The following is a 24,941-nucleotide window of genomic DNA, read 5'->3' as shown; positions in this document are numbered from 1 at the left end:
CATTCATTTATTTAACATAATGACTATATTTTTTCATAATCTCTGGTCGAATAAGCTCTAGTACACGAAGGTGGTCAAGTAGTAAACGCTCTATTTCGGTAACATGATTATCTTGCAAGGCTTGGAACAACTTCTCATGTTGTAAAATCGCTTGCTGCGCATGCTGTGCTTCTTCCAATTCTAAGTATCGCATTCTATTTAGATGACCTCTCATCTGATAGACAACCGATAATAACGTTTGATTTCCTGCTTGCTCGAGTACAGCATTATGAAAATCTTCATCCAAATGAACAAAACGAATGTAGTCTTTTTTCGCTGCTGCTTCTTTTTGAAATTGAATGATATCCAAAATCTTACTTTCCGCTCGTTTAAACTGATCTAGTTCTTTATCCCAAATTTTAGCCACATCTGTAAATGCCTTCACTTCTAAAGTCTCACGAACAACTTGAGCTTCATTTACTTTTTGCTCCGAAATAAATGCAACACGCGCTCCACGACTAGGAAGGATTTCAATTAGTTCTTCTTTGGCTAGCATGGAAAAAGCTTCACGGACTGGCGTACGACTTACTCCTAATTTCTCCGCTAAATCAGGCTCATAGATCATCTCCCCAGGAGTCATACGTAAGGAGATAATTTCGTCACGAATCGATAGATATGCTTTTTCACCCAACGTATTTCTTTTAATGGAAACATTTTTTAAAGTCACAATGGCCTCCTTAAATAGTTGTTAAAATTATTTTACTTGTTTGTATTATACCGGTATACCGGTATAATTACAATTGTTTTATGAGTTATAAGTTAGTAACCATCACCCTAACTATAGATAAATATATAGCACATAAGAAAGAAGCAAGTTATGAGCATACACCTGCTTCTCTATCCATTAATCGATGACTATTTTATTTGCTACCAATTGTAATAACTCCAAATCAAGTATGCCTGGTGATGCAACTGTGAAGATGTCATCGTCAGTAATCATATGTATCTGCTTTCTTGTAACACTATCTTCTATTAAAATGATATATTTGTCGTATTCTTTTATTTGATAAGAATCAACAGTACCTTGATATGTATACAATTCGTGAACAGCTTGCCTTACATCTCCTAAAGTGTTTATCGTTTGCGATACGATCACTTCATGTTCTCCATCTGCTAATTGATAAAAAGCAATAACTCCAGACGTCGTACCATTATCTAAACCTTTTAATTCAATTAATGTAGTAATTTCATTACCACTACTTGACATAATCGATTGTTCTGCGAGATCTAGTGGAATTTTCACATCAAACTTATCCGCATCAACGACTTCATAAGGATAATCAGCATCGTCTACATTCGATCCGTCTCCTAATGTAGGAGCATAAGTTAATACTTCCATAACATCTGCAGTTTCAGCATTACTCCTTGCAATGTGGGCTTCCATTCTGCTATATCCCCAAAAACTAGCTACTACTATTACTATAATTAATAAAAAACTACATACTAAAATCTGAGTTCGTTCTCTCAAACCTATCCGCCCTTTTCGTCATATTATTCCATTTATACATCACGGTGCTTTATTGTCTGCACAATGAAAAGACACTAAAAATGTATCTGTTTAACTGGTACTTGAATTGTAGGACAATGGGAAAATATTAATAATCACTCAGACAAATATAGAAGCAAGATTATATCTTTCAGAACTAAAATATTGAAATATTCCAATTCTTAATAAATGGTATTGGTGCATTCGTGCTGTTCATCAAATATATAAATAATACAATCACAATTAACTGTATCGCACTAATTAAATTCCTATAATTATCTTTTTTAGTAAATAATTTGTATTGAATGATCGTTAAAACTTGCGCAATTAATAAGCTCAGAACAATACTAACCAAAAACATATTATTAACTGCTTTAACAGTGCCTAAACCCATTATACTTATAGACATCTCAAACGTTATGTAATCCAAACCAATATAAATGATAATCCAATACATCCAACAGCATAATATAGAACATAAAATTAACATTGACTTTTTAATTGTCATTCCGAAATTATTCACCCTAACTCATTATATTTTCATAAGCCTATCCCATTGTTTCCTTATTTTTTGTGGACGAACAATTCATAAATTTAGTTCTCCTTAAACCTTATTTTTATTATATATACAAACTACTGAACAACCAATATTTTGTCAATATACCACAGTAAGGTTCAAATAATCTTTTCCATGCTATCACTTAAAAAAATGCTATATTATTATCCTCATAGGTAGCTTCTATTTTCTTAAATCCATAAAACTGGCTTATAGGCACTACTTGTCCGTTTGGAAAGCTTTAATTCTTCTGCCAAGATGTGTATACCCGCTTCAATATCCTGTTCGTCGGTACGCATAATGCTCATACGTAACAAGTTCATTTTTGGAAAAGAGGCAATAAATTGCTTATCGGTTGGTAATACATCAACCCCGCGTGTACTTAAACGCTTAATTAATTCCTCCGTATGAATATTTGGAAGATGCAACGTAGAAAAAAGACCTCCGCTTGTCGGGATAGAATATAAAGTCTCCATTGGCAATAATCGGCTTGAAACTTCCTTTAATTTGACCATTCGATGATGATACAAAGCCTTCATTTTCTTGACATGATGCTCATACATTCCTGCATTCAAAAATATTTCTAAAACCCCTTGCGATAGAACAGAAGTGCTTAAATCTGCTGCTCGTTTATGCTGCTGGAGAGAAGGTACTAATGAATTGGGTACTGTTGCCGCAGCAAGTCTTAATCCAGGTAACATAATTTTTGAAAAGCTTCGAAGGTAAATGACATGACTGGAGCCATTATACGCCCAAATGGGGTCCGCTTTATTGTTAGTTTCAAATTCCGCTAAATAATCATCTTCAACAATAAACACATCGTATTTTTGCGCAAGTTCTGCAATTCTTTGTTTTTCTTCTGGCTGATAGGATGTGCCTAGTGGGTTATGGAAACGCGGTATCGTATAAAAAAACTTGATCATGTTACTTTGAAAATGTCGTTCTAATGCTGCCAAGTCAATTCCATGAGGTGTTCGCTCGATTCCAATGACGGTTTGATTTTGTGCTTTTAACGATTCCAACATTCCCCAGTAGGTTGGTTGTTCCACTAATATATTCGTTTTCGCATTAGGGAAAGGCATTCCAATAAGCAGATGAAGCGCCTGCTGGGCACCTGAAAAAATAAATACCTGCTGCTCAGAAGAAAAAACTTGTTGGTTATGAAATAGTTTCACGATTTCCTGGCGTAGCGACAATAACCCTTGCGGATCGGGATACGTAAAAATAGACTCTTCAAATAGTTCCATCGCTTTGTTCAAACATTGTCGAAGGTCCATTTGGAATATAGAGGAGGGATCAGGTGCCGCTGCTGTAAAATCAATTCGTTTTTCTTGGATCAAAGGTGATATTGCTTCCTGTGCTACAACAAAGTAGCCACTTTTAGGGCGTGAATAAATCAAATATTCCTTTTCTAGTTCTTGATATGCGCTAATGATTGTATTTAGACTACAGGCTAATTTTTGACTTTGCTCTCGAATAGAGGGTAATTTCTGACCAGGTTTAACGTGACCATTAATGATTTCCGCTCGGATATTATTTATAATGTTCTGTTTTTTATTTGTCATAACCTCACCTCGCAAATCGAAATCTGTATCCATACAGATGCATATTAAATACCTACACTTCCATATCTGTAACTATTATAATACATACTATCGTACAAAAGTAAATACGGGGTGATGCACAGAATGAAGAAATCGACAAATGGTTGGATCAATGGATTTTTAGGTATGTTAATTTTCAGCGGATCTCTACCAGCAACACGGCTAGCTGTCATGGATTTCGATCCATTGTTTCTCACCGTATGTCGAGCAGCAATTGCTGGAATAGTAGCAGTAAGTTTACTTCTTATATTTAGACAGCCATTTCCTATTCGTAGCGAGATCTTTCCGCTTGCGTTAGTTGCACTTTGTGTAGTTGTAGGGTTTCCGCTGCTAACAGCTATAGCTCTTCAATATGTCACTTCTGCGCATGCCGTTATCTATACAGGGCTATTGCCACTTTCCACAGCTATTTTTGGCGTATTACGAGGCGGTGAACGACTTAAGCCGATTTTTTGGGTACTTTCTGCGTTGGGAAGCTGTCTTGTAATAGGCTTTGCCTTAGCAAATGGAACCACATCTTCACTGCATGGCGATGCACTTATGTTAGCTGCGATAATCGTCTGTGGATATGGTTATGCCGAAGGCGCCCGTCTAACGCGGAGACTCGGTGGATGGCAAGTTATCTCTTGGGCACTACTCATTTCACTCCCCATCATGCTGATACTCTCTTTCTATATGATGCCTGCATCTTGGGGCGGTATTCAAGTTTCATCTTTCTTGAGTCTTGCATACGTCTCCCTATTTAGTATGTTTATCGGATTCGTGTTTTGGTATCGCGGACTTGCTCAGGGAGGCATAGCAGCGGTCGGACAATTGCAACTTCTCCAGCCATTCTTTGGCTTGTTGCTCTCGGCACTTGTTTTACATGAATCTATTGGATTACCAGTCTTTATTGTAAATATTGGCGTTGTTCTATGCGTCATGTTCGCAAAACGTTTCGCTTCCAAATAAGAGAGTTTGCACACAAACAATCTTTAAACAGACGTTATAAAACTACCTAAATTTATATCTTTCCTAAAATACGATTCTGGCTTAGAATTATAACTATTACATAAGGGAGTCGAGTAGATATTTAAACGAATGATTAAAGGATGTGCCATATGATGTTTACAGGAATGTCTGCATTTCCATTAACACCTATGAATGAGACGGGAGTAGATGAAGTAGCTTTTATACGTCTGTTAAAACGGATTACCTCTGCAAAAGTAAATTCCATCGCAGTATTAGGCTCCACTGGTTCCTATGTTTATCTCAGTCGTGAAGAACGTTTTCGTATTACGCAACTTGCAGTCGAACATAGTGAAGGAATTCCTATCGTAATTGGAATCAGCGCCTTGCGAACTCGTGATGTGCTCTATTTAGCAGACGACGCTCAAAAATTAGGAGCGCATGGTGTTCTTCTTTCACCGGTTTCCTATCAGCCATTAACTGATATGGAAGTGTATTCACTATATGACATGGTGGCTAGTTCACTATCTGTACCTTTGTGTGTATACGATAATCCCACTACAACTCATTTTCAATTTAGTGATGAATTACATGGTAAAATAGCTGCTTTACAACAAGTCCGTTCTATTAAGATACCTGGAGTTCCTAAGGAAATAGATGCTGCTAAAGAAAGAGTGAAACAATTACGTGCCTACCTTCCCAGTGATGTAACTATCGGGGTAAGTGGTGATCCCTATGGTGCAGTGGGACTAAATGCCGGATGTGATGCTTGGTACTCTGTCCTTGGTGGTTTATATCCGGAAATATGTATGAAAATTGCACGAGCGGCTTTAGCAGGACAATCGGAGTTAGCCGATAATCTATCTAACCGTCTTGCCCCTCTTTGGCAAATGTTTCTTAAATATGGAAGTCTACGTGTAATTGCAACAATAGCAGAAATGCTAGGTCTAACCGATACTCCAAATCTTCCCTTACCACTGCAAAGCTTAAATGGGGCTGCTCGTTTAGAATTGGAAACTATGCTTCCTATTTTGGACAATTAAACTCTTTAACAGGTATGAAAAATAAAACAGCGATAGAACAGGACTTTGTTTTGTCGTCCGTAGCATCGCTTTTGTTTTAGCAATAAAAAGCTTTTTCATTATTCATTTTTGCTAGTCTACTGGGGGCTATTTAGTAATCGCGTACTGCATCAAACCACTGTTGAGCCATCTCCTCAAGTATAGGCTCACCAATTAGATGGTGAGATTGACTTAGTTGCCATACCGCTTCAGCTAAATCTTCACGTTCCGTAGTCTCGATGCCTTTGACCGTATTAAAGCGTGTGGTAAAGGCAGTAATAGCTGCTTTAGCATCAGCAAAACTACGAGCCTTCGCTATCTCTGCCTGTGCAGCATCATATGCTTGGTTAGCCAGCTTGGCTAGACGTTTAGACCAAGATGAAAACGGTCGACCAAATTCAGTGTTCCACCAGTCTGGCTTTCTGAGTTGGCTCACTGAAGCGTAACCGGTCCACGGATGAGTCTTTTCCCGAGCTTTCATTTGTTGCCGCAGACGCTTGCCGCCACTCTCTTCTACGTTGTATGCGATAAACCTATCTAGTAATGGAAAGGTAATTAAAGAGGGCATGTTAGTTAGATCAGCCATGAAGCGCAGTTCTAAATTTATTAGCTGACTTTGATCAGTCAATACGTCCAAGTCACAGAAATTTCCCCATAAATGCAGTGATGTTAGATTTGGAAACTGGCGTAAACATTCCAGCGAAATCGGTTGTGCTAATGGCTCGTTTTGGATTGCCAAGTTTGTAACACGATGTAAATTTCCTAAGTCTGGCAATAAAAACGGAACACCGTTAATGCGGCGATTGGTAGAAGGTGCAAGCGTTATAGAGGATGGTAGATCACCTTCGGCTGAAAAATGAGCTAGATCACCTGACAATTTCAAATGAAAATAGCTAGATCCCTGTCGCTTGGGAAGCTTCAAATGCAATTTGTTGTCCGATGACTGATCCATGTTGATATGTAAATCACGAACTTGCGACTCGCTAGCATCCACTACGACATCTGTATGCAAGACTGGAACCCACGTCATATTTTCAATCGATCGCTCTCGAGCCCAGTTGAAAAATCCATCGTCGTTACCTGTATAATATAAAAAACGTGGCCAAGGCGATCCGGCGGGAGTAGCAAAAGGCTCGAATACAGTCCAATCAATCGGTGTATCAGCCTCCACATGCAAATCTACCTGTTTACCCAATCGTGACGGTCCAATAGAAAGACTACCTACACCGGGCTTCATAACAAGCATATGACTGTCAGGTCCAGTTAGATCGATCGGATATCGTCCACATTCGCTAATGGAACCAACAGGAGGATGAGATTGGTTATTATGCGACATTCACTTCATCTACCTTCCTTTATTACTTTGTCATGATGCAAAATAAAATAGAATGTTTGATTTGTTTAACTTTTTTCAAACTATACTTTTCTGCTCAGCTTTATTGCAAATTGTGGTTTCGTTATGTAGTCCATGTACTGAACACTTCCGTTATAATCTAAATACGCTTGATAACGTGTGCGGATTGCAGGCGCTGATATCATGTCAAGGACTTTGTTTTTACTTACCCAACGACTATCTGCTGTTTCATCCGATGTAGTCAGTTTTCCACCGACAGGTTTGCATACAAAATCAAACATTACCTTCGTAGGTATTATCTTTACACCACTATGTCCTTCATATGTTGCTGTGTTAGAATAAACCCCGATCAAATGGGATACTTCTACATCGATCCCACTTTCTTCGTTTATTTCTCTCACTAAACCATTCATTAAGTTCTCCCCTACCTCTACTTGTCCACCAGGAAAAACCCACTCTCCACTTCGACGAATTTTCACTAATAAGATTTCACCTTGATCATTTTCTACAAAACCTCCTGCTGCAACGATATGTACTGGCATTTGCATCTTATATTCCTCCATTCACTAAATTAAAACGTTAACATAATATCGATGGAACTTTTCAAATGAATATTAATAAGCTTACATGCTTTAATATAACAGAAAGACCTGACATTCCTGGACGAATAGTTGATTCGATCCGATTTGAACGCAGGTAAAGTTATCACTTTATTTATTTTATTATTTCATGAGATACTTATAATATGCTGGGAACTCTCGTATGATAGAGTAAATATCTCTAAATTCAAAAATTTTGGCATGAGCGGAATAAACATCTTTCAAACCGATTTTTCTAAATGCTAATTCAGTTCTAGATATATGAAAATATTGCGTAATAATCATTACTGAGTCTAAATCTAAATTTTTCATAATTTCACTAGTGTTTTGGGCGGTCATATAGGAATTATAGCCATTGTTATCCTCGATAATATTAGCTTCTGCTATCCCTTTTTCTATTAAATAATCTTTCATCACCTTCGCTTCATCGAAGCCTTCTTTTCCAATACCACCACTTACAATGATGTAATTATAATATCCTTTGTCATAAAGTTCAGCAGATCTATCTAATCTTGCTTTTAATCGCTTGGAGGGTTGTCCCGTTATTTCCACCTTATTCCCTAATACTACAGCTACATCTACCGGTTTCAATTGATCATTTAATCCATCTATAACAATAACAAGAGAATGAATAAGCGGCCACAGTACTAAGCATGTTACACCAATAATTAGTATTCGTTTGATATAATTAATTTGCAATCGCACCACTATTTTTATTTTCCACATCCTTTATGAAATAATTTTTACTTCTGTTCTGTCAGCAGTTTGTACATCAACAAGTACTATACCTTTACAACGCTGCAACTCTTTCAAAAGTTGCATGATAGTTTGTTTTGTACTAGGGTTTTCCAAAATAGTTAATACTAGTTCCATCCAATATACTTTATTATTGGTATGAAATAAATCTTGTTCGTTTGGAACGTACACCACTTCTTCCGTTGCAGTAGAAAGAGATTGTTTAGCGATGGAGCTTCTTAATATTCGCTGCGCTAAACCTGACAATGCTGTTCGACTAGCTACACGTAACAATACATATGGAACTGGGATGGTAAAGGAACGTCCTTCACTTTTTATTTTAACAATCATCATCTATCACTCAATGACTACACTAACCGTATCAGAATCTCCAGAACGAATGTCAACTATTTGCCCTTCAAGCTCATTTTCAATCGCATTAATTAGTAAGTCAATATCGATATCTTTCACATATTTTGAAGCCTGCGGAATACTCGCTGCTATACTATGACCGGCTCCAAGCAAAGCGGCTACTATTTTAATTGGTAAGTTTATGTTCACATTATCATTTTCTTGTGAATTGATGCGTATTTTCAACATTTTATCAAAATAATTCCCTGTGGACGGGGTTGAATAGTTAACATATTCACTATTCCTGGTAGTTTGTCTAGTTTGAACTTGACTATCTGATTGTTTCTCCTGCAATATGGTGATCAATTCCGCAGCCTTGTCTGCGTCAATTTTACCTTCTTGCATCATATGCAGCACTTTGCTAATCTCGTCATTCATCTTCTTCTCTTCCTCCTTGATTGTCTTTCAACATTTCTAGAGCTTCATCTGCAGTAATATTGCCGCTTTGTAACATAGAAATGACTTTACTTTCATCAGTTACTTGCTTCTTTTGTGGTTCATATCCAAGCGCTATAATAATTTCATTCAGTTTACCGCGCACCGTCGGATAAGATATACCCAGTTCTTTTTCCACTTCTTTTATATTACCTCTACTCACCAGAAATGTAATGATAAATTCAAGTTGTTCCGGGGCGAGTTGTGCTAACTTAGATAGTTCAAATTTATTCTCAATTGTCGTATGACAATGGCCACACTGTAACTTAATAGCATAAAGGGAATGGTCACATACAGGACATTGTGTAAGAATAGGATACTTCATAAGCAACTCCTTTCTTATTTAATTATAAATCAATAATATTAATTTTTAAATTAAATATTTTAATTTTTTTATAATATTATATCAATTAATTAATTATTTAGTTAATCATTATAATTTCGAATCTACCTACCCTCCATCTATTCCATAATAGTCCGTTGACTAACATAATGATATAAAATAATCGGAATTTCTCTTCAACCTTTACCTTGCATTACAAGACTAATGAAGTTATACTAAATTGTATCATTATCATGCAATACAAGGTATCTTATGTCTATATACCTTGTATTGCAAGCTACTGAAAAGGAGGGAGAGGTTTGTCATCAACACAAATGTTAAAGGGTATCATTGATGGCTGTTTATTAGCAATTATACAAAACAAAGAAGTCTATGGATATGAATTGGCGGAGAAACTGGGCAATTATGGATTTGAGTCCTTTAGTGAAGGGACAATTTATCCATTGTTAATGCGGATGCAAAAGGAAGAATTAGTTACATCAACATTAAAAAATTCAACAGCAGGACCAAAAAGAAAATATTACTCACTAACAACCAAAGGTAAGCTGGAATTAAAAAAATTTGAGGAACGTTGGATTACGCTACAGAACAACGTTAATAAAGTATTAGATTATGAATCAGATACAAAGTTTACAAAAGGAGATGAGATGATTGAAAAATGAATTACAACTTTCTAAAAAGAGCCAAGATTTCTTAGAAAATTTACGTCTATACTTATTTTCAAGTGGTAAAAACACGGATGAAATCGATGATATTGTAAGAGAGTTAGAAACCCATTTATCAGAAGCTGAAAAAAATGGTAAATCTATCGACAAAATCATTGGTAAATCACCGAAAGAGTATATGAAAATGATTTCTAATGAAATGATCATTGACTATCGAACATGGTTCAAATACATTTGTATCATTGTTTTGGGTTCATTTTCATTTACGGTTTTCCCTGATTTATTGAAAGGAAATCTTTCCTATTCTGTCTTGGAGATTTTCGGGCATATTTTAATTGGTATAGTATTTATTGCCTCTGTTTTCACAGGATTTAAATACCTTTCTACAGTTAGTCAATCTATCAGTAAACAGGGAATGGTATTAGTTGGTTTAGCGATACTGCCAATCGCTCTTTTTGTTGGTTTAATCTTTCTAAATAAAGCCATTGACACTCCCGTCATTTATTTTGGCAATACAGCGAGCTTGATCATTGGTCTAATTATGTTCCTGTTTATAATAGGCGTATCTATTTGGGCAAAAACATGGACACTAATCATTATAATAGCATTGTTAACATTGCCAGATTATTTACTGAATTTAACGTCACTGCAATATGAAACAAAATTCATTGTAAGCATGATTATAACCTTTGGTGGTATTGCACTGTACCTTTGGATATTGTCTAAATTGGAAATGAGTAAGTGAAGAGGAATACTTCGATAATAGACATTGGGGAACTTTGATCAAAATCCTTATTATAATCAAGGTTCCACGAGCTGTTTCCTATAGCTATTACATTTTATTTTAAAAGTTGGAAGGAAATAAACAAGGAACTCCTTTTCGGAGTTCCCATAACCTATTTAAAACGATACGTTTTGTAAAACCCATTGTCTGAACAATATTTTAATATGTTACGGATTTGCGCCCTTTAATTGAATAATATGATTTATTTTATAAAAATAATTTATTTATTCATAAAAGATTTGATTTCCTCTTCTGGCATGGATGAATCGCATTTCACATTTACGGTGTCACCATTCGTATAGATGAAACCAGGAACCGTTGGAATATCGTATTCATTACGGAATGCCGCAATACCTTTCATATCAGATTCTTCCACACTATTTACATAATAGATGGGAGTGTTCGTTTCTTCAGAAACCTTTTTTAATTTTTTGACGAATTTTTGACAATAAGGACATACAGCCTTACCAATATAGATAACGGCTTCACTGTCTCCTTTTACCAGTTGCTGTGCTTTTTCGGAATCAATCTTATCAAAACCAACTACATCTTTTTCATAAATAGCAATCATTGGTCAAACCCCTTTTACTATGAATTTAACCCTGCTCCGGCTTTTACTAGTGCTACTGTTAACTGACTTTAATTATATTAGCTCTGTAAAAGTTCAGGAAATAAATAATCGATAACATGCTTTGTTAATCGCCTGGACTGCCCTTTATATGGATAAACATGCATATACATCGATGGATTAAAGTTCGCTTCAATAATTCCATATGCGTTTTTATCAGTTGCAGGAACTTCTGTATGTTCAATGATCAAATCAATCCCACAAATCTTTACCCCGAGTGTAGCTACCGCATCCACTGCTATTTTTTTATAGTCATCAGGAATTTGATCGGTCACATCAATCGAATCTCCACCTGTACTAATATTAGAGTTTTCACGCAAATAGATGATTTCACCCTCTGCTGGAACCGAATCAATTTCATATCCTTGCGTTTTCAGCATAAGATTCTCTAACTCACCTAATTCGATAATTTCTAAAGGAGTCCGATGGTCTCTTCCTCTTAACGGATCACGATTCTTTTGATCCACTAACGCTTGGATGGAATGTTTACCGTCACCTTTTATGTTCGCAGGTACTCGTAATAAAACAGCAAGAACTTTATCATTTAATACAAAAAAACGATACTCCGTTCCATTGATAAATTCTTCAATTAATACAGATGAATCTTCTTTAAATGCTAGCGTAAGTGCTTTTTTATAATCTTCGTAATCCGCGCCTTCTTTGAAGATCGATATTCCTATTCCATAGTTAGTCGTTTTTGGCTTCACAACAAAAGGTTTGCTAGAAAATAGATTAAAGGAACGTAAAGCCGGCTCGATTGACTGAAATTCCTCTCCCTTAGGCACATGAAATCCATGTTGATGCAGAATTTTCTTTGTTACTGTTTTATTTTCCATAATTAAAGTGGATACATAATTATCTCTGCTTGTCATATTCCCATTTTTTACATATTCGATATGTTCTTTTAATTTTAACTTCAAAAATTGATCTTGTCGATCCAAAATTTCTACTTGTATACCTTGTTGAATCGCATCAAACATGACAATCTGAGTGGACAACTCCATATCCGTAAAACCGGCTAGTTGATATGGTTTAGCCCATGATTTTTCATGGTTTTCTTTAGCAATTGACCTAGCTACTTCAGCTTGACTGCTTTTTTCGCTTTCTTTATAAAGTCTTCCAGCTAAAGTCTTACTTGGATCTAACAGCATTTCTCTCAGATGAACGAATAACGTATCAGAAACAGGTAAATCTAAAGTATCTGCTAAATGCTCCATCTCATCAATTATCTGTTGAGCTTCTATTTCAAATTGTGTATGCGCTAATGGATGCTCAAGTGCCACTATCCCATTGTAATAATCACCTGTTTTTACCCATTCATCACTATCATAACCTTCATCTTTCCAAAGTAAATAGAGTAAGAAAAGATGGAGAAATTCTACTTGTTCAAAACTAATGCCATATGTTTCAAAAGGATTTAAATCGATATTGCGCATTTCGATATATTGCACACCATGATCTTCTAAATCTGCAACTTGATGCCCGCCTCTTAAACGAACAGCTCCGTAAAATTCCTTTTCTTCCGATAGAAGCCCTCTTTTAACCATCAAAGAAAGATCTGATATATAGTTCTGAATACTGCTGTATGAAACTTCAACATCATCCGAATTAGTGTAGCCAAATGTACTGTTTCTAATACTTCTTACTGCCTCATGCAAAAAGTCTTCCCTAAAAAAATTCTTTTCACTTCTAGGAGATGCGCCATAAAAATAAGTAACAAACCAGCGATAGTGTAAATAATTTCTTGCAACCTTTAAATAAATTTCCGTTTTAAATTGTTGGTAATTTTTTTGCTCCGATTGTGAGCTTAATAGTGCTTCAATCAACTCTTCGCCGAATTCAAAGTTAAAATGAATGCCGCTAACCATTTGTTTGCGCCGACCATAAGAATCCGCTAATGATTGGCGATAGCGCACATTTTCAACATTTTCTAATTTCGCAATGACAATGTCTTCTTCTTTTTCTGGTAACTGTGGTGGCATGCTTAATGGCCATAGCATTTCATTATCTTCCATCGAACGATAAGCAACATCATGTATCGCTGCTAAGTAATGAAACAGATCCTCTATTGTCTCCGTAACAGGTGTAATTAATTCCATTTGTGTTTCTGCAAAATCTCGTTGTATATATGGATGATCATCTTTTAACGTAATACTCTTAGGATGATCTGTTTTAGCTAAATTTCCCGCTAAGTCAACGCGATGACTTTCTTTTTCAATCCCATAACGTGCTTGTAATAAATACGTTTTCACACGATCATTCGCTAACATTTTTTTGAAATCCGTTGTAACGATAACTCCCAATTCATTCACCCCTTCACCAAACAGTAATCGAAAACATCCACATTGCAATTGAATGTGGATATTCTCATTCTCTCTATTCCATACTAGCTTAAGTACTTCATATGGAAAGAGAAATGGTCCTCTAAAAATGAAGATATAAAGAAGTAGCTATGGTCATAACCATCCTTTTTCTCATAAAGCACGGTTTGATTATTCTCCTGAACATTATTTAAGAATTGCGTTTCATCTAATTGTTCTGGATAAAAATTATCTTCCGTTCCTTGCGTAATGAGTATAGGCGGCATACCAGCTTCTTTGATCAATTCTGAAGCATCCCATTCTTTCCATAAAGCTTTATCCTCACCTAAATAAGCGGAGAAAGCTTTTATTCCCCATGGGACTTTCATCGGATTTAAAATAGGGGAGAATGCAGAAATCGCTTTGTATCTTTCCGCATTTTTCATACCAGTTACAAGAGCGCCATGACCTCCCATGGAGTGTCCCATTATACTCTCTTTTCCTGAAAAATGAGGTACCAATGTTAACGCAATAGCTGCTAATTCTTCTACTATATACGAGTACATGTTGAAGTTCTTTGCCCACGGATCTTGTGTCGCATTTACATAGAAACCTGCACCTTGTCCCAGATCCCAAGCATCATCGTTAGCCACATGTTCTCCCCGCGGAGAAGTATCTGGAATCATGACAGCCACTTGGTGTTTTTCTGCTAATCTTTGGAACCCACTTTTTTGACTAAAATTATCATCTGTACATGTTAAACCAGACAGCCACCAAATAAGAGGGATTTTTTTCTGTTCTTTATTGGATGGTAAGTAAATACTAAACGTCATTTCACACTGTAAAACTTCTGAATAATGCGTATATTTCACTTGTTCCCCACCGAAAGAGCGACGGTTTTCAATAAGTTTAAGACTCACTTTCTCACTCCTCATATGTTAACATCGTACGGATAGACTCACCCTTATGAAGCAAATCAAATGCCTCATTGATATCTGAAAAGTTTAACTGGTGTGTGATAAACGAATCGATGTCGATTTCACCATTCATATAATCTAGCACCATGCCTGGAAGCTCCGTTCTTCCTTTCACACCGCCAAAGGCAGAACCACGCCATACCCGGCCCGTAACTAATTGGAATGGACGAGTATGAATCTCTTTTCCTGCTCCCGCTACACCGATAATCGTACTTTCACCCCAACCTTTATGACAACATTCAAGCGCTGATCTCATAACTTCAACATTACCAATACACTCGAAGCTATAGTCTACTCCTCCATCCGTCATTTCAACGATGACTTCTTGGATTGGTTTATCAAATGTCGTAGGATTTAGGAAATCAGTTGCGCCCATTTTTTTAGCTAGTTCAAACTTGCTCTCATTTACGTCTATAGCAATAATTCGACTTGCTTTGGCTTGAACCAATCCTTGAATAGCGGCTAATCCAATAGCTCCTAAACCAAAGACGGCTGTCACAGCTCCTTCTTCCACTTTTGCTGTGTTATGTACAGCGCCAATACCTGTAGTCACACCGCATCCAAATAGACCAACTTTATCAAGTGGCGCTTTTTTATCAATTTTTGCTAAAGAGATTTCAGGAACGACGGTATATTCACTGAATGTACTTGTTCCCATGTAATGATAAACAGGTTCTCCCTTATAAGAGAAACGAGTTGTTCCATCAGGCATTAAACCTTTACCTTGCGTTTCCCGGACAGCACTACATAAATTTGTTTTACCAGAACGACAGAATTTACATTCTCCACATTCAGCCGTATATAGTGGAATAACATGATCCCCGGGTTTTACTAAAGTAACTTCATCGCCGACAGCAACAACGACGCCAGCACCTTCATGACCTAGAACAGCAGGAAATACGCCTTCCGGATCATCACCTGATAAGGTGAATGCATCAGTATGACAGACGGATGTATATAAAATTTTTACTAATACCTCTTTTGCTTTTGGTTCCTCTACATCTATTTCTACAATTTGAAGTGGCTCTCCCGGCTTAAATGCAACAGCAGCTCTACTTTTCAATCGAATCCCTTCTTTCCTTTATTATCTAACTTTACATTTCAATGATCACATATTATAATGCATTTGACAATACTGACTTTTTTGTCACTATAAACAACTTGTCATTAGAAAGAGGTCATTATATGGTCATTCACTATAAAGATAAAGCGTTTTTCACTAGTAAAGATTTGGCTTTATCCGTTATAGGTGGACGTTGGAAAATAGCAATTATATGGTGTTTACTCCAACAGTCTCCATTACGGTTAAATGAAATAGAAAAATACCTTGCTCATATCAATCAACGGATGTTAATCAGACAACTGCGGGAATTAGAAGAAGATCAAATCATTACTAGAGTTGTATACCCGGTTGTACCTCCTAAAGTAGAGTATCAACTAAGTGAAATTGGTTTACTCCTAGAACCAGTTGTAAATTCCATCTGTGATTGGGGAGATAATTTTAGAGGATTTTTAGAAAAAGATGCTCATAAAAAATCAGTTGAATAAAATTTAAGTTGATTCAAATAGGCAAGAGGATATACAGAGGCTGCAAACAATCCATTTCCCCTTGCTTTTTCCGTTCTTTATATATTCACTCTAAGAAGAGCTTCGTCAATCGACACAACCTGCTTTTCATTTACGCTACGCTCCATATATTCAACATTTCTATTAATAGCATCTTTACCAATTACGATACGAATCGGTAAACCGATCAAGTCAGAATCTTTAAATTTCACACCTACACGCTCGTCTCTGTCATCTAACAACACGTCGATCTCCCTTTTCCGTAAAGCATTGTACAGATCTTCCGCTACCTTCCTTTGCGTCTCATCCTTGATGGAAACGACAATAAGATGCACCTTGTACGGAGCGATGACTTCTGGCCAAATAATCCCTCGTTCGTCATGATGCTGCTCCACTATGGCTGATACTATGCGCGAAACACCGATACCATAACAACCCATAATGAACGAACGTTCTTTTCCATTTTCATCTAGATATCGGGCTCCGAGTGCTTCACTATATTTCATCCCAAGCTTGAAGACATGCCCTATCTCAATTCCTTTCATAAAGCGAAGCTTACCTTCTTCGCATCGCGAACATAATTCATCTTCCTTAACGTTTCGAAAATCGCCAACATGCTCTATCGAGAAATCGCGCCCTGGAACTACGTTTTTCAAATGATACTCACTTTCGTTCGCACCAACAACACCGCTCTCCATCCTTATAACAGCCTCATCAATAAAAAGGGGGATTGAAAGTCCAATCGGACCGACAAACCCAGGAGTAGTACCTGTTACCACTACAGTCGACTCCGCATCTGCAAGCATCAATAAATCAACACCTAAAACATTTCTTATCTTGATTTCATTCACGTCATGATCACCACGTACGAGGACTGCTACAGGATTACCATCCGCTAAATAAATGAGCGTCTTCATTATTTCCATAGGCTCGATTAACAAGTACTGGGTTAGTTGCTCGATTGTTCGCACTTCTGGGGTGTGGATCTTTTCGATAATAGCGATTCTATCCCTGTCACTCTCAAAATGTTTCTCCTTAGAAATTGCCTTTTCTAGGTTTGCCGCATACCCACAGTGAGAACAAACGGCGATTGTATCTTCCCCAATGTCGGTTAGCGCCATAAATTCATGTGTACCTCCTGCACCACCGATCGCTCCCCCATCAGCTTCTACTGCTCTAAATGTTAATCCGCACCGCTCAAAAATCCGATGATAAGCATTATACATAGCATGATAAGACTGATCTAATCCATCCCAAGATGCGTCAAAAGAATAGGCATCCTTCATAAGAAATTCACGACCACGAAGTAAACCAGAACGCGGACGACGTTCATCACGAAACTTCGTCTGGATTTGATAAAGTATTAAAGGTAATCTACGATAGGAACTAATTTCGTTATTCACCAACATCGTAATAACTTCCTCATGTGTTGGTCCTAGTACAAACTCACGTTGATGTCGATCCGTAAGTCGCATTAGCTCGGAGCCTATGCTTTTATAACGCCCCGATTCTTTCCATATCTCTGCTGGCTGCAATGCTGGCATGAGCATTTCTTGTGCCCCAGCTAGTTCCAGTTCTTCGCGTAGTATGCGCTCGATATTACGTAGAACACGCCGACCGAGAGGCATATACGTATAAATACCAGCAGCAAGTTGACGAATAAAACCGGCTCGTAGCAACAATTGGTGGCTTGCGACTTCTGCTTCCGCCGGCGCTTCTCTTAATGTATTTACAAATATTTGAGATTGACGCACGTTTGTTTCCTCCCTTTTTTCAATATAAAAAAAAAGACACATTCGTCAGGGACGAATGTGTCGTGATACCACCCTAGTTTTAATCGCCTATAAAAGACGATCCTCCATCCGAATAACGATCGGCTCCGGCAACGATTACTCTATTCACCGCTGCAGCTCACAAGGCAGGGAATGTAAGTTCGGGGAAGACCTTTCAGCTCGGATGGTCCCTCTCTGCGCCGCCGAATGCAATTACATGCTCCTTGATCTTAGCTGTTTATATTATTTATTGATAATGATCATAGACGATAGTTCACTTCAAAGTCAAGTTATTTTCCCTGTATATCAAATGTAGTTCCAACTGGAATGATTGACCATCTACAGCGTTTATTAGCACATTTCATCCTGTGTAGCAACTCGACTATTCCATTCCAATAAATACATTTGCTTAATTTGTTCCCCACCGTCAATTTTCACTCCAGCAAGTTCAACAGTTTGCTCACTTGCCTTTGCAAAATCATCTATTAATCCTGTTTGCGTAATGAGTTAATCCGGATTTTACTATCTATAAATTCCGGCAAATCACGTTACGTGAGAATCAATTTTACATAGTGAAGTTTTATTGAAATGAGGTATGATTGAAAAAGATTTTAATCTCGTTATTTTTCCAAATGTTTACCTGTGATAGAATGTTCTGCTTTGGCCATTTGCACAGGTGTTCCTTCGAAAACAACTTGTCCACCTTTACTTCCGCCATCTGGACCCATATCTATAATCCAATCCGCTTGACTTATTACATCCAAATGATGCTCAATAACGATAACACTGTTTCCTGCATCTACAAGTCTATTCATAATTTGAATGATAAGACCAACATCAGACATATGTAGTCCAGTTGTTGGCTCGTCCATTACATAAATACTACCTTGCTTATGAAGTTCACTTGCTAGTTTAATCCGCTGACATTCTCCACCCGACAACGTACTGAGCGGTTGACCAAGCTTAATATAATTTAAGCCGACATCACTTAGCGACTGTAGTTTACGAACAATTTCTTTCTGTGTAAAAAATGATAATGCAACTTCAACCGTCATTTCAAGTACATCCGCGATTGATTTGCCATGCAACGTATAGGTTAGCACTTCTTCCTTAAATCTTTTTCCTTCACAAATTTCACAAGGTAACTTTACCTGATCTAGGAAAGCGACATCGGCATATACAACGCCTAAGCCTTGACAGTTCTCGCATGCTCCTTTTGAGTTAAAGCTAAACAGCCCCGGGCTAACTTTATTCATTGTCGCAAATGTTTTGCGAACATCGTCCATTATTCCCGTATAAGTAGCTGGATTGGAACGAGTGGACACACCAATTGCTGATTGGTCTATAGTTATTGCTTCGGGATGTTGTTGCAAAAAGACGTCATGAATTAAAGTACTTTTGCCAGAACCAGCAACACCAGTCACTACAGTTAGTACGCCAGTCGGTATGGACACAGTTACATCCTGTAAATTATGCTTCGTTGCATTAGCAATAACTAATTGTCCGATTGGTTCTCGCACTTGTTCTTTAAGTTGCATCGATTGTTTCATAAACTTAGCTGTTAATGTATCGGATAGCAACAGTTGTTCGTAACTTCCTTCAAACATTATCGTACCACCATTAGTTCCAGCGTGGGGTCCGACATCAACGATATGATCGGCAATTTGGATAACATCGGGATCGTGTTCTACTACAATTACTGTATTGCCTTTGTCACGAAGTTTTTGTAGCAATTTATTTAATCGATTAACATCGCGAGGATGGAGTCCAATACTAGGTTCGTCGAATATATAAGTGACATCCACTAAACTACCGCTCAAATGTTTGACCATTTTCACCCGTTGCGATTCTCCACCAGATAACGTATCTGTCTCACGATCTAATGTTAAATAACCAAGACCAATTTCTACTAGGTGTTTCAGTCGTTCAACTAGAGATGTAACGATCGGTTTTGCTATTTCACTATCTAGGCTCTCCATTATAGTGATTAGTTTACCTACTTCCATTGCCGACATGTCTGCAATGTTATAGCCGTTTACTTTACTTTGTAACGTATGCTGACTTAATCTAGCTCCGTTACAACTATTACAGCCCCCTTCTATAATAAAGGGAGTGACGGCACGCTGTGTCCGTTCAGACATCGTTTTTAAATCACGTTTAATATATTTGTTAGTAAATTTTTCTATGCAGCCTTCAACTGTTATGTTCATTGATTTTCCACCGAACTGTACAGCCATTTTTTTAGCTTTTCCATATAATAATTGTTCTAGTTCATCTGTAGCGTAGTCTGCCAATTTTTTATTCGTATCAAATGGTCCAGACTGCACAAGCATTGTCCAATCAAAACTATCTACCGTATAATCGGGTAATTGCATTGCACCTTCCAAAAGCGATTTTGACATGTCGATTGCTTTATCCATATCTACTATCATCTGTCTACCTAGCCCAGAACAATCGGGACACATACCATGCGGATCATTAAATGAGAAAAGATGCGCTTTTCCAATATTAGGCTCTCCAATTCGTGAAAAAAGCAATCGCAATAATGGCGAAATATCCGTAATCGTACCCATGGTAGAGTGTGAACCACCACCCAGCCTTTTTTGATCGACGATAACAGCCATACTTAAATTTTCAATCGCATCTGTATCTGGTTTCGGATAACGTGGCAGAAAATTACGAACAAACATACTAAAGTTTTCATTAAGTAAACGGGCAGATTCAGCGGCAATCGTATCAAATACAATAGAAGACTTTCCTGAACCGGATACTCCAGTAAAGATTGTTATTTTCTGTTTCGGAATACGTAACGATACATTTTTCAAATTATTCTCTCTTGCACCAGAAATCTGAATATACTTTTGCTCATCGTTGTGCATGGTTATTATCCTCCGATTGCTCCGTATTAAATGCCATAAAAGTTAGTGCTTTAGTAATATAGCTATAAATGAGGTAGTTGTCAACAAAGAACGTTAATCTTCTAATGAATGCAAAGTTACTTGATAAGATTTTCCATCTATGGCATCTATCTCGATTGTTGTATAGTTATCTTCTATTAATACTAACCGAATGGATGTATCAGCTGTTACGATATCCCATTCACCTATTATAGTAAGCGAAATAGTTTTCATCATACTTGACTGAGTCAGAACGGAAAACGGCATATTATTATTCTCATGTTTTCCAAGTCTTAAATCAGGATCTGCGATACTCAGTTGTACTGTTCCATCCGCAAATCGTTGCTCCATTACAAGTAAAGGATCGCTGCTTTTGTATAAAATACCTTTATCGACAACTAGAGAATGATCAAAAATAGCATATCCGATTACTTCAACGTCATTATCTTGTTGCTTTACAATATGAGCATATTGATCGTTTTGTAAAATGGTGTATGATCTATCCATCGCATAAGATGCAGTTACACTTGCACCAGCTCCAACTTTAATCGCATACTCGTATGATGCTTGCTGTGGCGCATAATCGTGCTGAATATAAGCAGTTGTGTAATAACCTGAAGTAGCTTGTTTGTCCGTACTTGAACGCGATGTTTGTAATCCTCGTTTTATCGTTACTCCTTTACCATTAGGAATAATATAACCATGCCCATAAGGATCTACCAACCAGCTCATTGTTGCAGTTGTTTGCACATCATCATATGCACTTGCGGTAATAGCTGCTGAGTTATTATGCCAAAAAGGCTTGGCACTATGAGACATATAAGATTGGAATAATATCGTTTCCGTCGGCTTTACTTGATCGGTATTATTTATATTTGAACCAACACAGACAATAAGATCACCGAAAAAAAACATGGACTTGTGAGCAGAAAAGGTTGGATCAACAGGATCTTGTAACAATAAGGAAAAAAAACCATACTGATCTGCTGTTGTTACCCCACCTACAAAAGTGCTCTCTGTAAATATTCTTGAATAATTAAACCTATTAACCAATTCGGACAACGGCATTGTTTTAATGGTTGTACCTGGCCACCTGCTCCAATCCCAGCCTGCCCCTACATGAATACCACTATCTTTTAGACTATCACCTTCACTCTTGCCGATAAGCAATAGATTCCCAAAATTTTGATAGTATCCATAAACATTTTCTTTATTAGTCATTTCAGCATTCCAAGTATATTGTCCGAATCCTTTTGTTGCTGCAACGTAGTCATGGATACGGTTAACAGCCATTGCGCCATACGGCATCATCCATACCCCTTGCGGATTTATCTTCGGAACACCTGTTTGTTGCGCTAAGTCAATTGCCATTTGTAATCCACCTAAAGTGTCCAAATATTGCACACCATAAGCATCTGCTTGACGAAATACTGCTTGTAATGCAGGTGAGTCTGGTTGCCATTGCCTTTTAAATCTAGCTGCCAAATCTGAATCTATCGGTGTTGAAGCAGATGCTAAATAAACATAACTGAATAAGTAAGCTGCTATATTCGTTTTATCTGGAAACCGACCCGTCGCCCCAATAGGCATTGTAAAACTGTTTGTTATCTTTTCTAATGTTAGTAAAGAATTCTTTAATGTAGAATATACTCTATGAGAAAGTTGCCATACCGTTCCATGCAATAAATAGGCAAGTAAAGTAGCAGATTGCAGCGCTGGTTCTCCATATGCATTCAAATAAACAGCCCGATGATGAAACATTGTTCCATCTGGCTTGAATAAATCGGCATACCCAGGTACAACTTGTAATCCTTGCTCATACCACTCCATTAAACCTTCCATATATTGTACTTTTTTAGGGGTATGTTCCATGGCTAAAACATAGAGCAGTAAATAGATAAACTTTGTCCGAATTTCATCAGCTGTTGTTTCAATATAAACGGAGTGATCAAATGTTCTACCAAAAGAACCGTACCAAAAAATAGTAGATAATTCTCTATCTAACTTACCGACTGCTATTAATTCATTCCTCATTAAAAACACACTATGAAAATAGCCACTATGTCGATTAGATTCATGATCTAACGTTCCAATTGCACTGCCATCTGCCCATCCTTGATCATGCATATAATCAAGTGCATCTATATATTTTTGTTTGCTCGATATATTTCCATTCCATTTGTAATCATAGACTAATGGAAGCAATACATTTCGGCTAAGTTGATCACCAAACTTAGGAGTTTGCGGATCATTTTGGGCATACAATGGTTTTCCAGTTATTCGTCCATCGATATGACGGACAATGTTCAAACTTGAATAAGCTTGTAATCCCTGAGTAATGTATTGCTGCAAAGCATTATATCTAGCCAATAGAGGTCCTTCTATATTAGAAATAACGATATTATCACCATAAATCCATTGTTCATACTTGTTAGCTATTGCTTCGAATCCATCTATCTCTGCTTGTGTTATTTCCGGTTTTAACGGAATAGTAGGTTGTTGTTGACTATAATAATACACATTATCCCAACTACTAGCACCTACATCTATACCTGGTTTGGGCAACTGATAATCCTCAGAACGTCTCTTCACAATCGTTGTCAAAAACTCTACGTTATCAAAATAAAGTTTTCCACTAGAGACAGATGCAGGAGCTACAATTTCCATTACTTCAAGCGGTGAGGAATGAGTGCCCGTATAGTTTGAATTATATCCTTCTTCACGCAATTTCACCCAAATGGCACGCCAGCCCGTAAATTTTAATCGTACTTGAAATATAAAATGATGATTTTGTTGTGCAATTTCTGAATATGTTCCAAATTGAAAAGTAACCACATCATCCACTTCTAGTTCATTGTATATCCACAGCTTTAGCCCACCATTTTTCACATTTGCAGCAGCAAGTTCAGGATGACTAGAAATTTGTACTTTTGCTCCATTGCTCGTCCAATTCCAAACCAAGGAATGCTGACCATCTTTAAAGCGATCACTCGTTTGTTCCAATGTTCCATTATTCGTAGCACTCCAGTTCACTTGCCAACTATTCGTTTCAAATGATTCCATGATACTAACAACCCCTTCTAAAAATCTGTATTCTATCAAATGTTAGGAGATTGCTTTTAGTATATGCTAGATTTCAGAAATGCTGTGGACGTTCACTAAAATAAGCAGTCGTTCAGTAAAAGCCTACTATTCCACTTGCAAATTTTTTAATTTCACTATACTAAGTGCTAACATCCATTATGTGGTAAGCTTGATATAATGTAATATTTGGTTTAATTAACACCATATTGAATAAGCAGGGGGATTGATCATGAAAGAGATCATAAGAGATAAAAATGCAATTATATCAAGTGTTTGGAACTACTATGTACTACTGCATGAACAAACATTTGATCTGCGTCCCATTGAAAATTTAGCTAAATATATGGAAATAATTTCAAACGAGCGTGCGAAATTATGTTATGTATCGACACTTGATAAAATAGGCGTGGTACCATTAAATGATCATTCGAAACATAGTGGAGGACTAGTTCAGCAAACTGGGGAGTTACTAGTAGATGCAGAAAGTTGTATAGAAGCATTACAACATGCTGTACCAGAAATAAAGCTGGCTGCTATTCGAAACTTACAGTTTCTCTCAGAAATTATGGATAACCTACCACTAGCTCAACAGTGCAGCGAAGTTTTATGGAACTTAGGTATGGAAGATGAAAGTAAACGACTACTTCAAACTTTACTATAGAGTACTAAAAAAGAGCACTCTATCACTCACATCCAT

Annotated in this window: 22 protein-coding genes; 6 read left to right on the top strand and 16 right to left on the bottom strand. The window is 37.2% G+C overall.

Going from position 1 to position 24,941, the window contains the following annotated elements:
• Positions 1-7 precede the first annotated feature (7 nt).
• From ACFSTH_RS17485 to ACFSTH_RS17475, 3 genes are all read right to left on the bottom strand, one after another.
• On the bottom strand, positions 8-706 hold the full coding sequence (locus ACFSTH_RS17485; protein WP_377775260.1) for a GntR family transcriptional regulator: 699 nt from the start codon (positions 704-706) through the stop codon (positions 8-10).
• 177 nt (positions 707-883) lie between these two features.
• Entirely contained in the window at positions 884-1,507 is a 624-nt protein-coding gene (locus ACFSTH_RS17480; protein WP_377775258.1) for a hypothetical protein, read from the bottom strand.
• A 765-nt stretch (positions 1,508-2,272) separates the two neighbouring features.
• A complete protein-coding gene (locus ACFSTH_RS17475; RefSeq protein ID WP_377775256.1) occupies positions 2,273-3,646 on the bottom strand; it encodes an aminotransferase-like domain-containing protein in 1,374 nt (457 codons plus the stop codon).
• 123 nt (positions 3,647-3,769) lie between these two features.
• On the opposite strand from ACFSTH_RS17475, the gene ACFSTH_RS17470 reads away from it, so the two are divergent.
• A complete protein-coding gene (locus ACFSTH_RS17470) occupies positions 3,770-4,636 on the top strand; it encodes a DMT family transporter (protein WP_377775254.1) in 867 nt (288 codons plus the stop codon).
• Between the two features lie 152 nt (positions 4,637-4,788).
• Entirely contained in the window at positions 4,789-5,676 is an 888-nt protein-coding gene (locus ACFSTH_RS17465; RefSeq protein WP_377775308.1) for a dihydrodipicolinate synthase family protein, read from the top strand.
• 130 nt (positions 5,677-5,806) lie between these two features.
• Here ACFSTH_RS17465 and ACFSTH_RS17460 read toward each other — a convergent pair whose 3' ends face one another.
• The 6 genes from ACFSTH_RS17460 to ACFSTH_RS17435 all read right to left on the bottom strand — a co-directional run bounded on the left by ACFSTH_RS17460 (position 5,807) and on the right by ACFSTH_RS17435 (position 9,553).
• Positions 5,807-7,030 carry a hypothetical protein gene (locus ACFSTH_RS17460; protein WP_377775252.1) on the bottom strand — a complete coding sequence of 408 codons (1,224 nt, stop codon included), beginning with the start codon at positions 7,028-7,030 and terminating at the stop codon, positions 5,807-5,809.
• Between the two features lie 80 nt (positions 7,031-7,110).
• A complete protein-coding gene (locus tag ACFSTH_RS17455) occupies positions 7,111-7,596 on the bottom strand; it encodes an NUDIX hydrolase (protein WP_377775250.1) in 486 nt (161 codons plus the stop codon).
• Between the two features lie 174 nt (positions 7,597-7,770).
• On the bottom strand, positions 7,771-8,355 hold the full coding sequence (locus tag ACFSTH_RS17450; RefSeq protein ID WP_377775248.1) for a YdcF family protein: 585 nt from the start codon (positions 8,353-8,355) through the stop codon (positions 7,771-7,773).
• Positions 8,356-8,376: 21 nt separating this feature from the next.
• Positions 8,377-8,736 (bottom strand): hypothetical protein, encoded by a 360-nt coding sequence (locus ACFSTH_RS17445; protein WP_377775246.1) that lies wholly within the window; start codon positions 8,734-8,736, stop codon positions 8,377-8,379.
• Between the two features lie 3 nt (positions 8,737-8,739).
• Positions 8,740-9,171, bottom strand: coding sequence for an SHOCT-like domain-containing protein (locus ACFSTH_RS17440; protein ID WP_377775244.1), 432 nt, complete (start codon positions 9,169-9,171; stop codon positions 8,740-8,742).
• Positions 9,164-9,553, bottom strand: coding sequence for a DUF2089 domain-containing protein (locus ACFSTH_RS17435; RefSeq protein ID WP_377775242.1), 390 nt, complete (start codon positions 9,551-9,553; stop codon positions 9,164-9,166). The genes ACFSTH_RS17440 and ACFSTH_RS17435 overlap by 8 nt, the downstream gene beginning before the upstream one ends.
• Positions 9,554-9,885: 332 nt before the next feature.
• On the opposite strand from ACFSTH_RS17435, the gene ACFSTH_RS17430 reads away from it, so the two are divergent.
• Positions 9,886-10,233 carry a PadR family transcriptional regulator gene (locus ACFSTH_RS17430; RefSeq protein WP_377775306.1) on the top strand — a complete coding sequence of 116 codons (348 nt, stop codon included), beginning with the start codon at positions 9,886-9,888 and terminating at the stop codon, positions 10,231-10,233.
• Complete coding sequence (locus ACFSTH_RS17425) at positions 10,223-10,981, top strand: HAAS domain-containing protein (RefSeq protein WP_377775240.1); 759 nt, start codon at positions 10,223-10,225, stop codon at positions 10,979-10,981. Before ACFSTH_RS17430 ends, ACFSTH_RS17425 begins: the two co-directional genes overlap by 11 nt.
• Before the next feature lie 259 nt (positions 10,982-11,240).
• Here the strand turns inward: ACFSTH_RS17425 and ACFSTH_RS17420 are convergent, their stop codons facing one another.
• The 4 genes from ACFSTH_RS17420 to ACFSTH_RS17405 form a co-directional block, all read right to left on the bottom strand.
• A complete protein-coding gene (locus tag ACFSTH_RS17420; RefSeq protein ID WP_377775238.1) occupies positions 11,241-11,591 on the bottom strand; it encodes a thiol reductase thioredoxin in 351 nt (116 codons plus the stop codon).
• Between the two features lie 77 nt (positions 11,592-11,668).
• On the bottom strand, positions 11,669-13,918 hold the full coding sequence (gshAB, locus tag ACFSTH_RS17415; protein ID WP_377775304.1) for a bifunctional glutamate--cysteine ligase GshA/glutathione synthetase GshB: 2,250 nt from the start codon (positions 13,916-13,918) through the stop codon (positions 11,669-11,671).
• Between the two features lie 116 nt (positions 13,919-14,034).
• On the bottom strand, positions 14,035-14,868 hold the full coding sequence (gene fghA, locus ACFSTH_RS17410; protein ID WP_377775236.1) for an S-formylglutathione hydrolase: 834 nt from the start codon (positions 14,866-14,868) through the stop codon (positions 14,035-14,037).
• A 4-nt stretch (positions 14,869-14,872) separates the two neighbouring features.
• Entirely contained in the window at positions 14,873-15,988 is a 1,116-nt protein-coding gene (locus ACFSTH_RS17405; protein ID WP_377775234.1) for an S-(hydroxymethyl)glutathione dehydrogenase/class III alcohol dehydrogenase, read from the bottom strand.
• Positions 15,989-16,110: 122 nt separating this feature from the next.
• On the opposite strand from ACFSTH_RS17405, the gene ACFSTH_RS17400 reads away from it, so the two are divergent.
• Positions 16,111-16,473 carry a winged helix-turn-helix transcriptional regulator gene (locus tag ACFSTH_RS17400; protein WP_377775232.1) on the top strand — a complete coding sequence of 121 codons (363 nt, stop codon included), beginning with the start codon at positions 16,111-16,113 and terminating at the stop codon, positions 16,471-16,473.
• A 77-nt stretch (positions 16,474-16,550) separates the two neighbouring features.
• Here ACFSTH_RS17400 and ACFSTH_RS17395 read toward each other — a convergent pair whose 3' ends face one another.
• The 3 genes from ACFSTH_RS17395 to ACFSTH_RS17385 form a co-directional block, all read right to left on the bottom strand.
• On the bottom strand, positions 16,551-18,245 hold the full coding sequence (locus tag ACFSTH_RS17395; protein WP_377775230.1) for a proline--tRNA ligase: 1,695 nt from the start codon (positions 18,243-18,245) through the stop codon (positions 16,551-16,553).
• A 638-nt stretch (positions 18,246-18,883) separates the two neighbouring features.
• The gene (locus ACFSTH_RS17390) at positions 18,884-21,142 is read right to left on the bottom strand and encodes an ATP-binding cassette domain-containing protein (RefSeq protein WP_377775228.1); all 2,259 of its coding nucleotides are present in this window, start codon (positions 21,140-21,142) and stop codon (positions 18,884-18,886) included.
• A 93-nt stretch (positions 21,143-21,235) separates the two neighbouring features.
• Positions 21,236-24,223 (bottom strand): chondroitinase family polysaccharide lyase, encoded by a 2,988-nt coding sequence (locus ACFSTH_RS17385; RefSeq protein ID WP_377775226.1) that lies wholly within the window; start codon positions 24,221-24,223, stop codon positions 21,236-21,238.
• Positions 24,224-24,473: 250 nt separating this feature from the next.
• Here ACFSTH_RS17385 and ACFSTH_RS17380 point away from each other — a divergent pair, with 250 nt between their 5' ends.
• Positions 24,474-24,905 (top strand): hypothetical protein, encoded by a 432-nt coding sequence (locus ACFSTH_RS17380; RefSeq protein ID WP_377775224.1) that lies wholly within the window; start codon positions 24,474-24,476, stop codon positions 24,903-24,905.
• The last annotated feature ends 36 nt before the right edge of the window (positions 24,906-24,941 follow it).

Source organism: Paenibacillus yanchengensis, from assembly GCF_042684845.1.
Classification (GTDB): Bacteria; Bacillota; Bacilli; order Paenibacillales; family Paenibacillaceae; genus Pristimantibacillus; species Pristimantibacillus yanchengensis.
This window is presented reverse-complemented; position numbering and strand designations above follow the sequence as displayed.

What these genes read in the sequence shown, in the direction of transcription:
- ACFSTH_RS17420 (WP_377775238.1), bottom strand. Translation starts at nt 11,591, where the DNA reads ATGATTGCTATTTATGAAAAAGATGTAGTTGGTTTTGATAAGATTGAT.
- ACFSTH_RS17470 (WP_377775254.1), top strand. Translation starts at nt 3,770, where the DNA reads ATGAAGAAATCGACAAATGGTTGGATCAATGGATTTTTAGGTATGTTA.
- ACFSTH_RS17400 (WP_377775232.1), top strand. Translation starts at nt 16,111, where the DNA reads ATGGTCATTCACTATAAAGATAAAGCGTTTTTCACTAGTAAAGATTTG.
- gshAB (WP_377775304.1), bottom strand. Translation starts at nt 13,918, where the DNA reads ATGTTAGCGAATGATCGTGTGAAAACGTATTTATTACAAGCACGTTAT.
- ACFSTH_RS17475 (WP_377775256.1), bottom strand. Translation starts at nt 3,646, where the DNA reads ATGACAAATAAAAAACAGAACATTATAAATAATATCCGAGCGGAAATC.
- ACFSTH_RS17445 (WP_377775246.1), bottom strand. Translation starts at nt 8,736, where the DNA reads ATGATGATTGTTAAAATAAAAAGTGAAGGACGTTCCTTTACCATCCCA.
- ACFSTH_RS17460 (WP_377775252.1), bottom strand. Translation starts at nt 7,030, where the DNA reads ATGTCGCATAATAACCAATCTCATCCTCCTGTTGGTTCCATTAGCGAA.
- ACFSTH_RS17430 (WP_377775306.1), top strand. Translation starts at nt 9,886, where the DNA reads ATGTTAAAGGGTATCATTGATGGCTGTTTATTAGCAATTATACAAAAC.
- ACFSTH_RS17385 (WP_377775226.1), bottom strand. Translation starts at nt 24,223, where the DNA reads ATGGAATCATTTGAAACGAATAGTTGGCAAGTGAACTGGAGTGCTACG.
- ACFSTH_RS17390 (WP_377775228.1), bottom strand. Translation starts at nt 21,142, where the DNA reads ATGCACAACGATGAGCAAAAGTATATTCAGATTTCTGGTGCAAGAGAG.
- ACFSTH_RS17380 (WP_377775224.1), top strand. Translation starts at nt 24,474, where the DNA reads ATGAAAGAGATCATAAGAGATAAAAATGCAATTATATCAAGTGTTTGG.
- ACFSTH_RS17455 (WP_377775250.1), bottom strand. Translation starts at nt 7,596, where the DNA reads ATGCAAATGCCAGTACATATCGTTGCAGCAGGAGGTTTTGTAGAAAAT.
- ACFSTH_RS17465 (WP_377775308.1), top strand. Translation starts at nt 4,789, where the DNA reads ATGTTTACAGGAATGTCTGCATTTCCATTAACACCTATGAATGAGACG.
- ACFSTH_RS17435 (WP_377775242.1), bottom strand. Translation starts at nt 9,553, where the DNA reads ATGAAGTATCCTATTCTTACACAATGTCCTGTATGTGACCATTCCCTT.
- ACFSTH_RS17440 (WP_377775244.1), bottom strand. Translation starts at nt 9,171, where the DNA reads ATGAATGACGAGATTAGCAAAGTGCTGCATATGATGCAAGAAGGTAAA.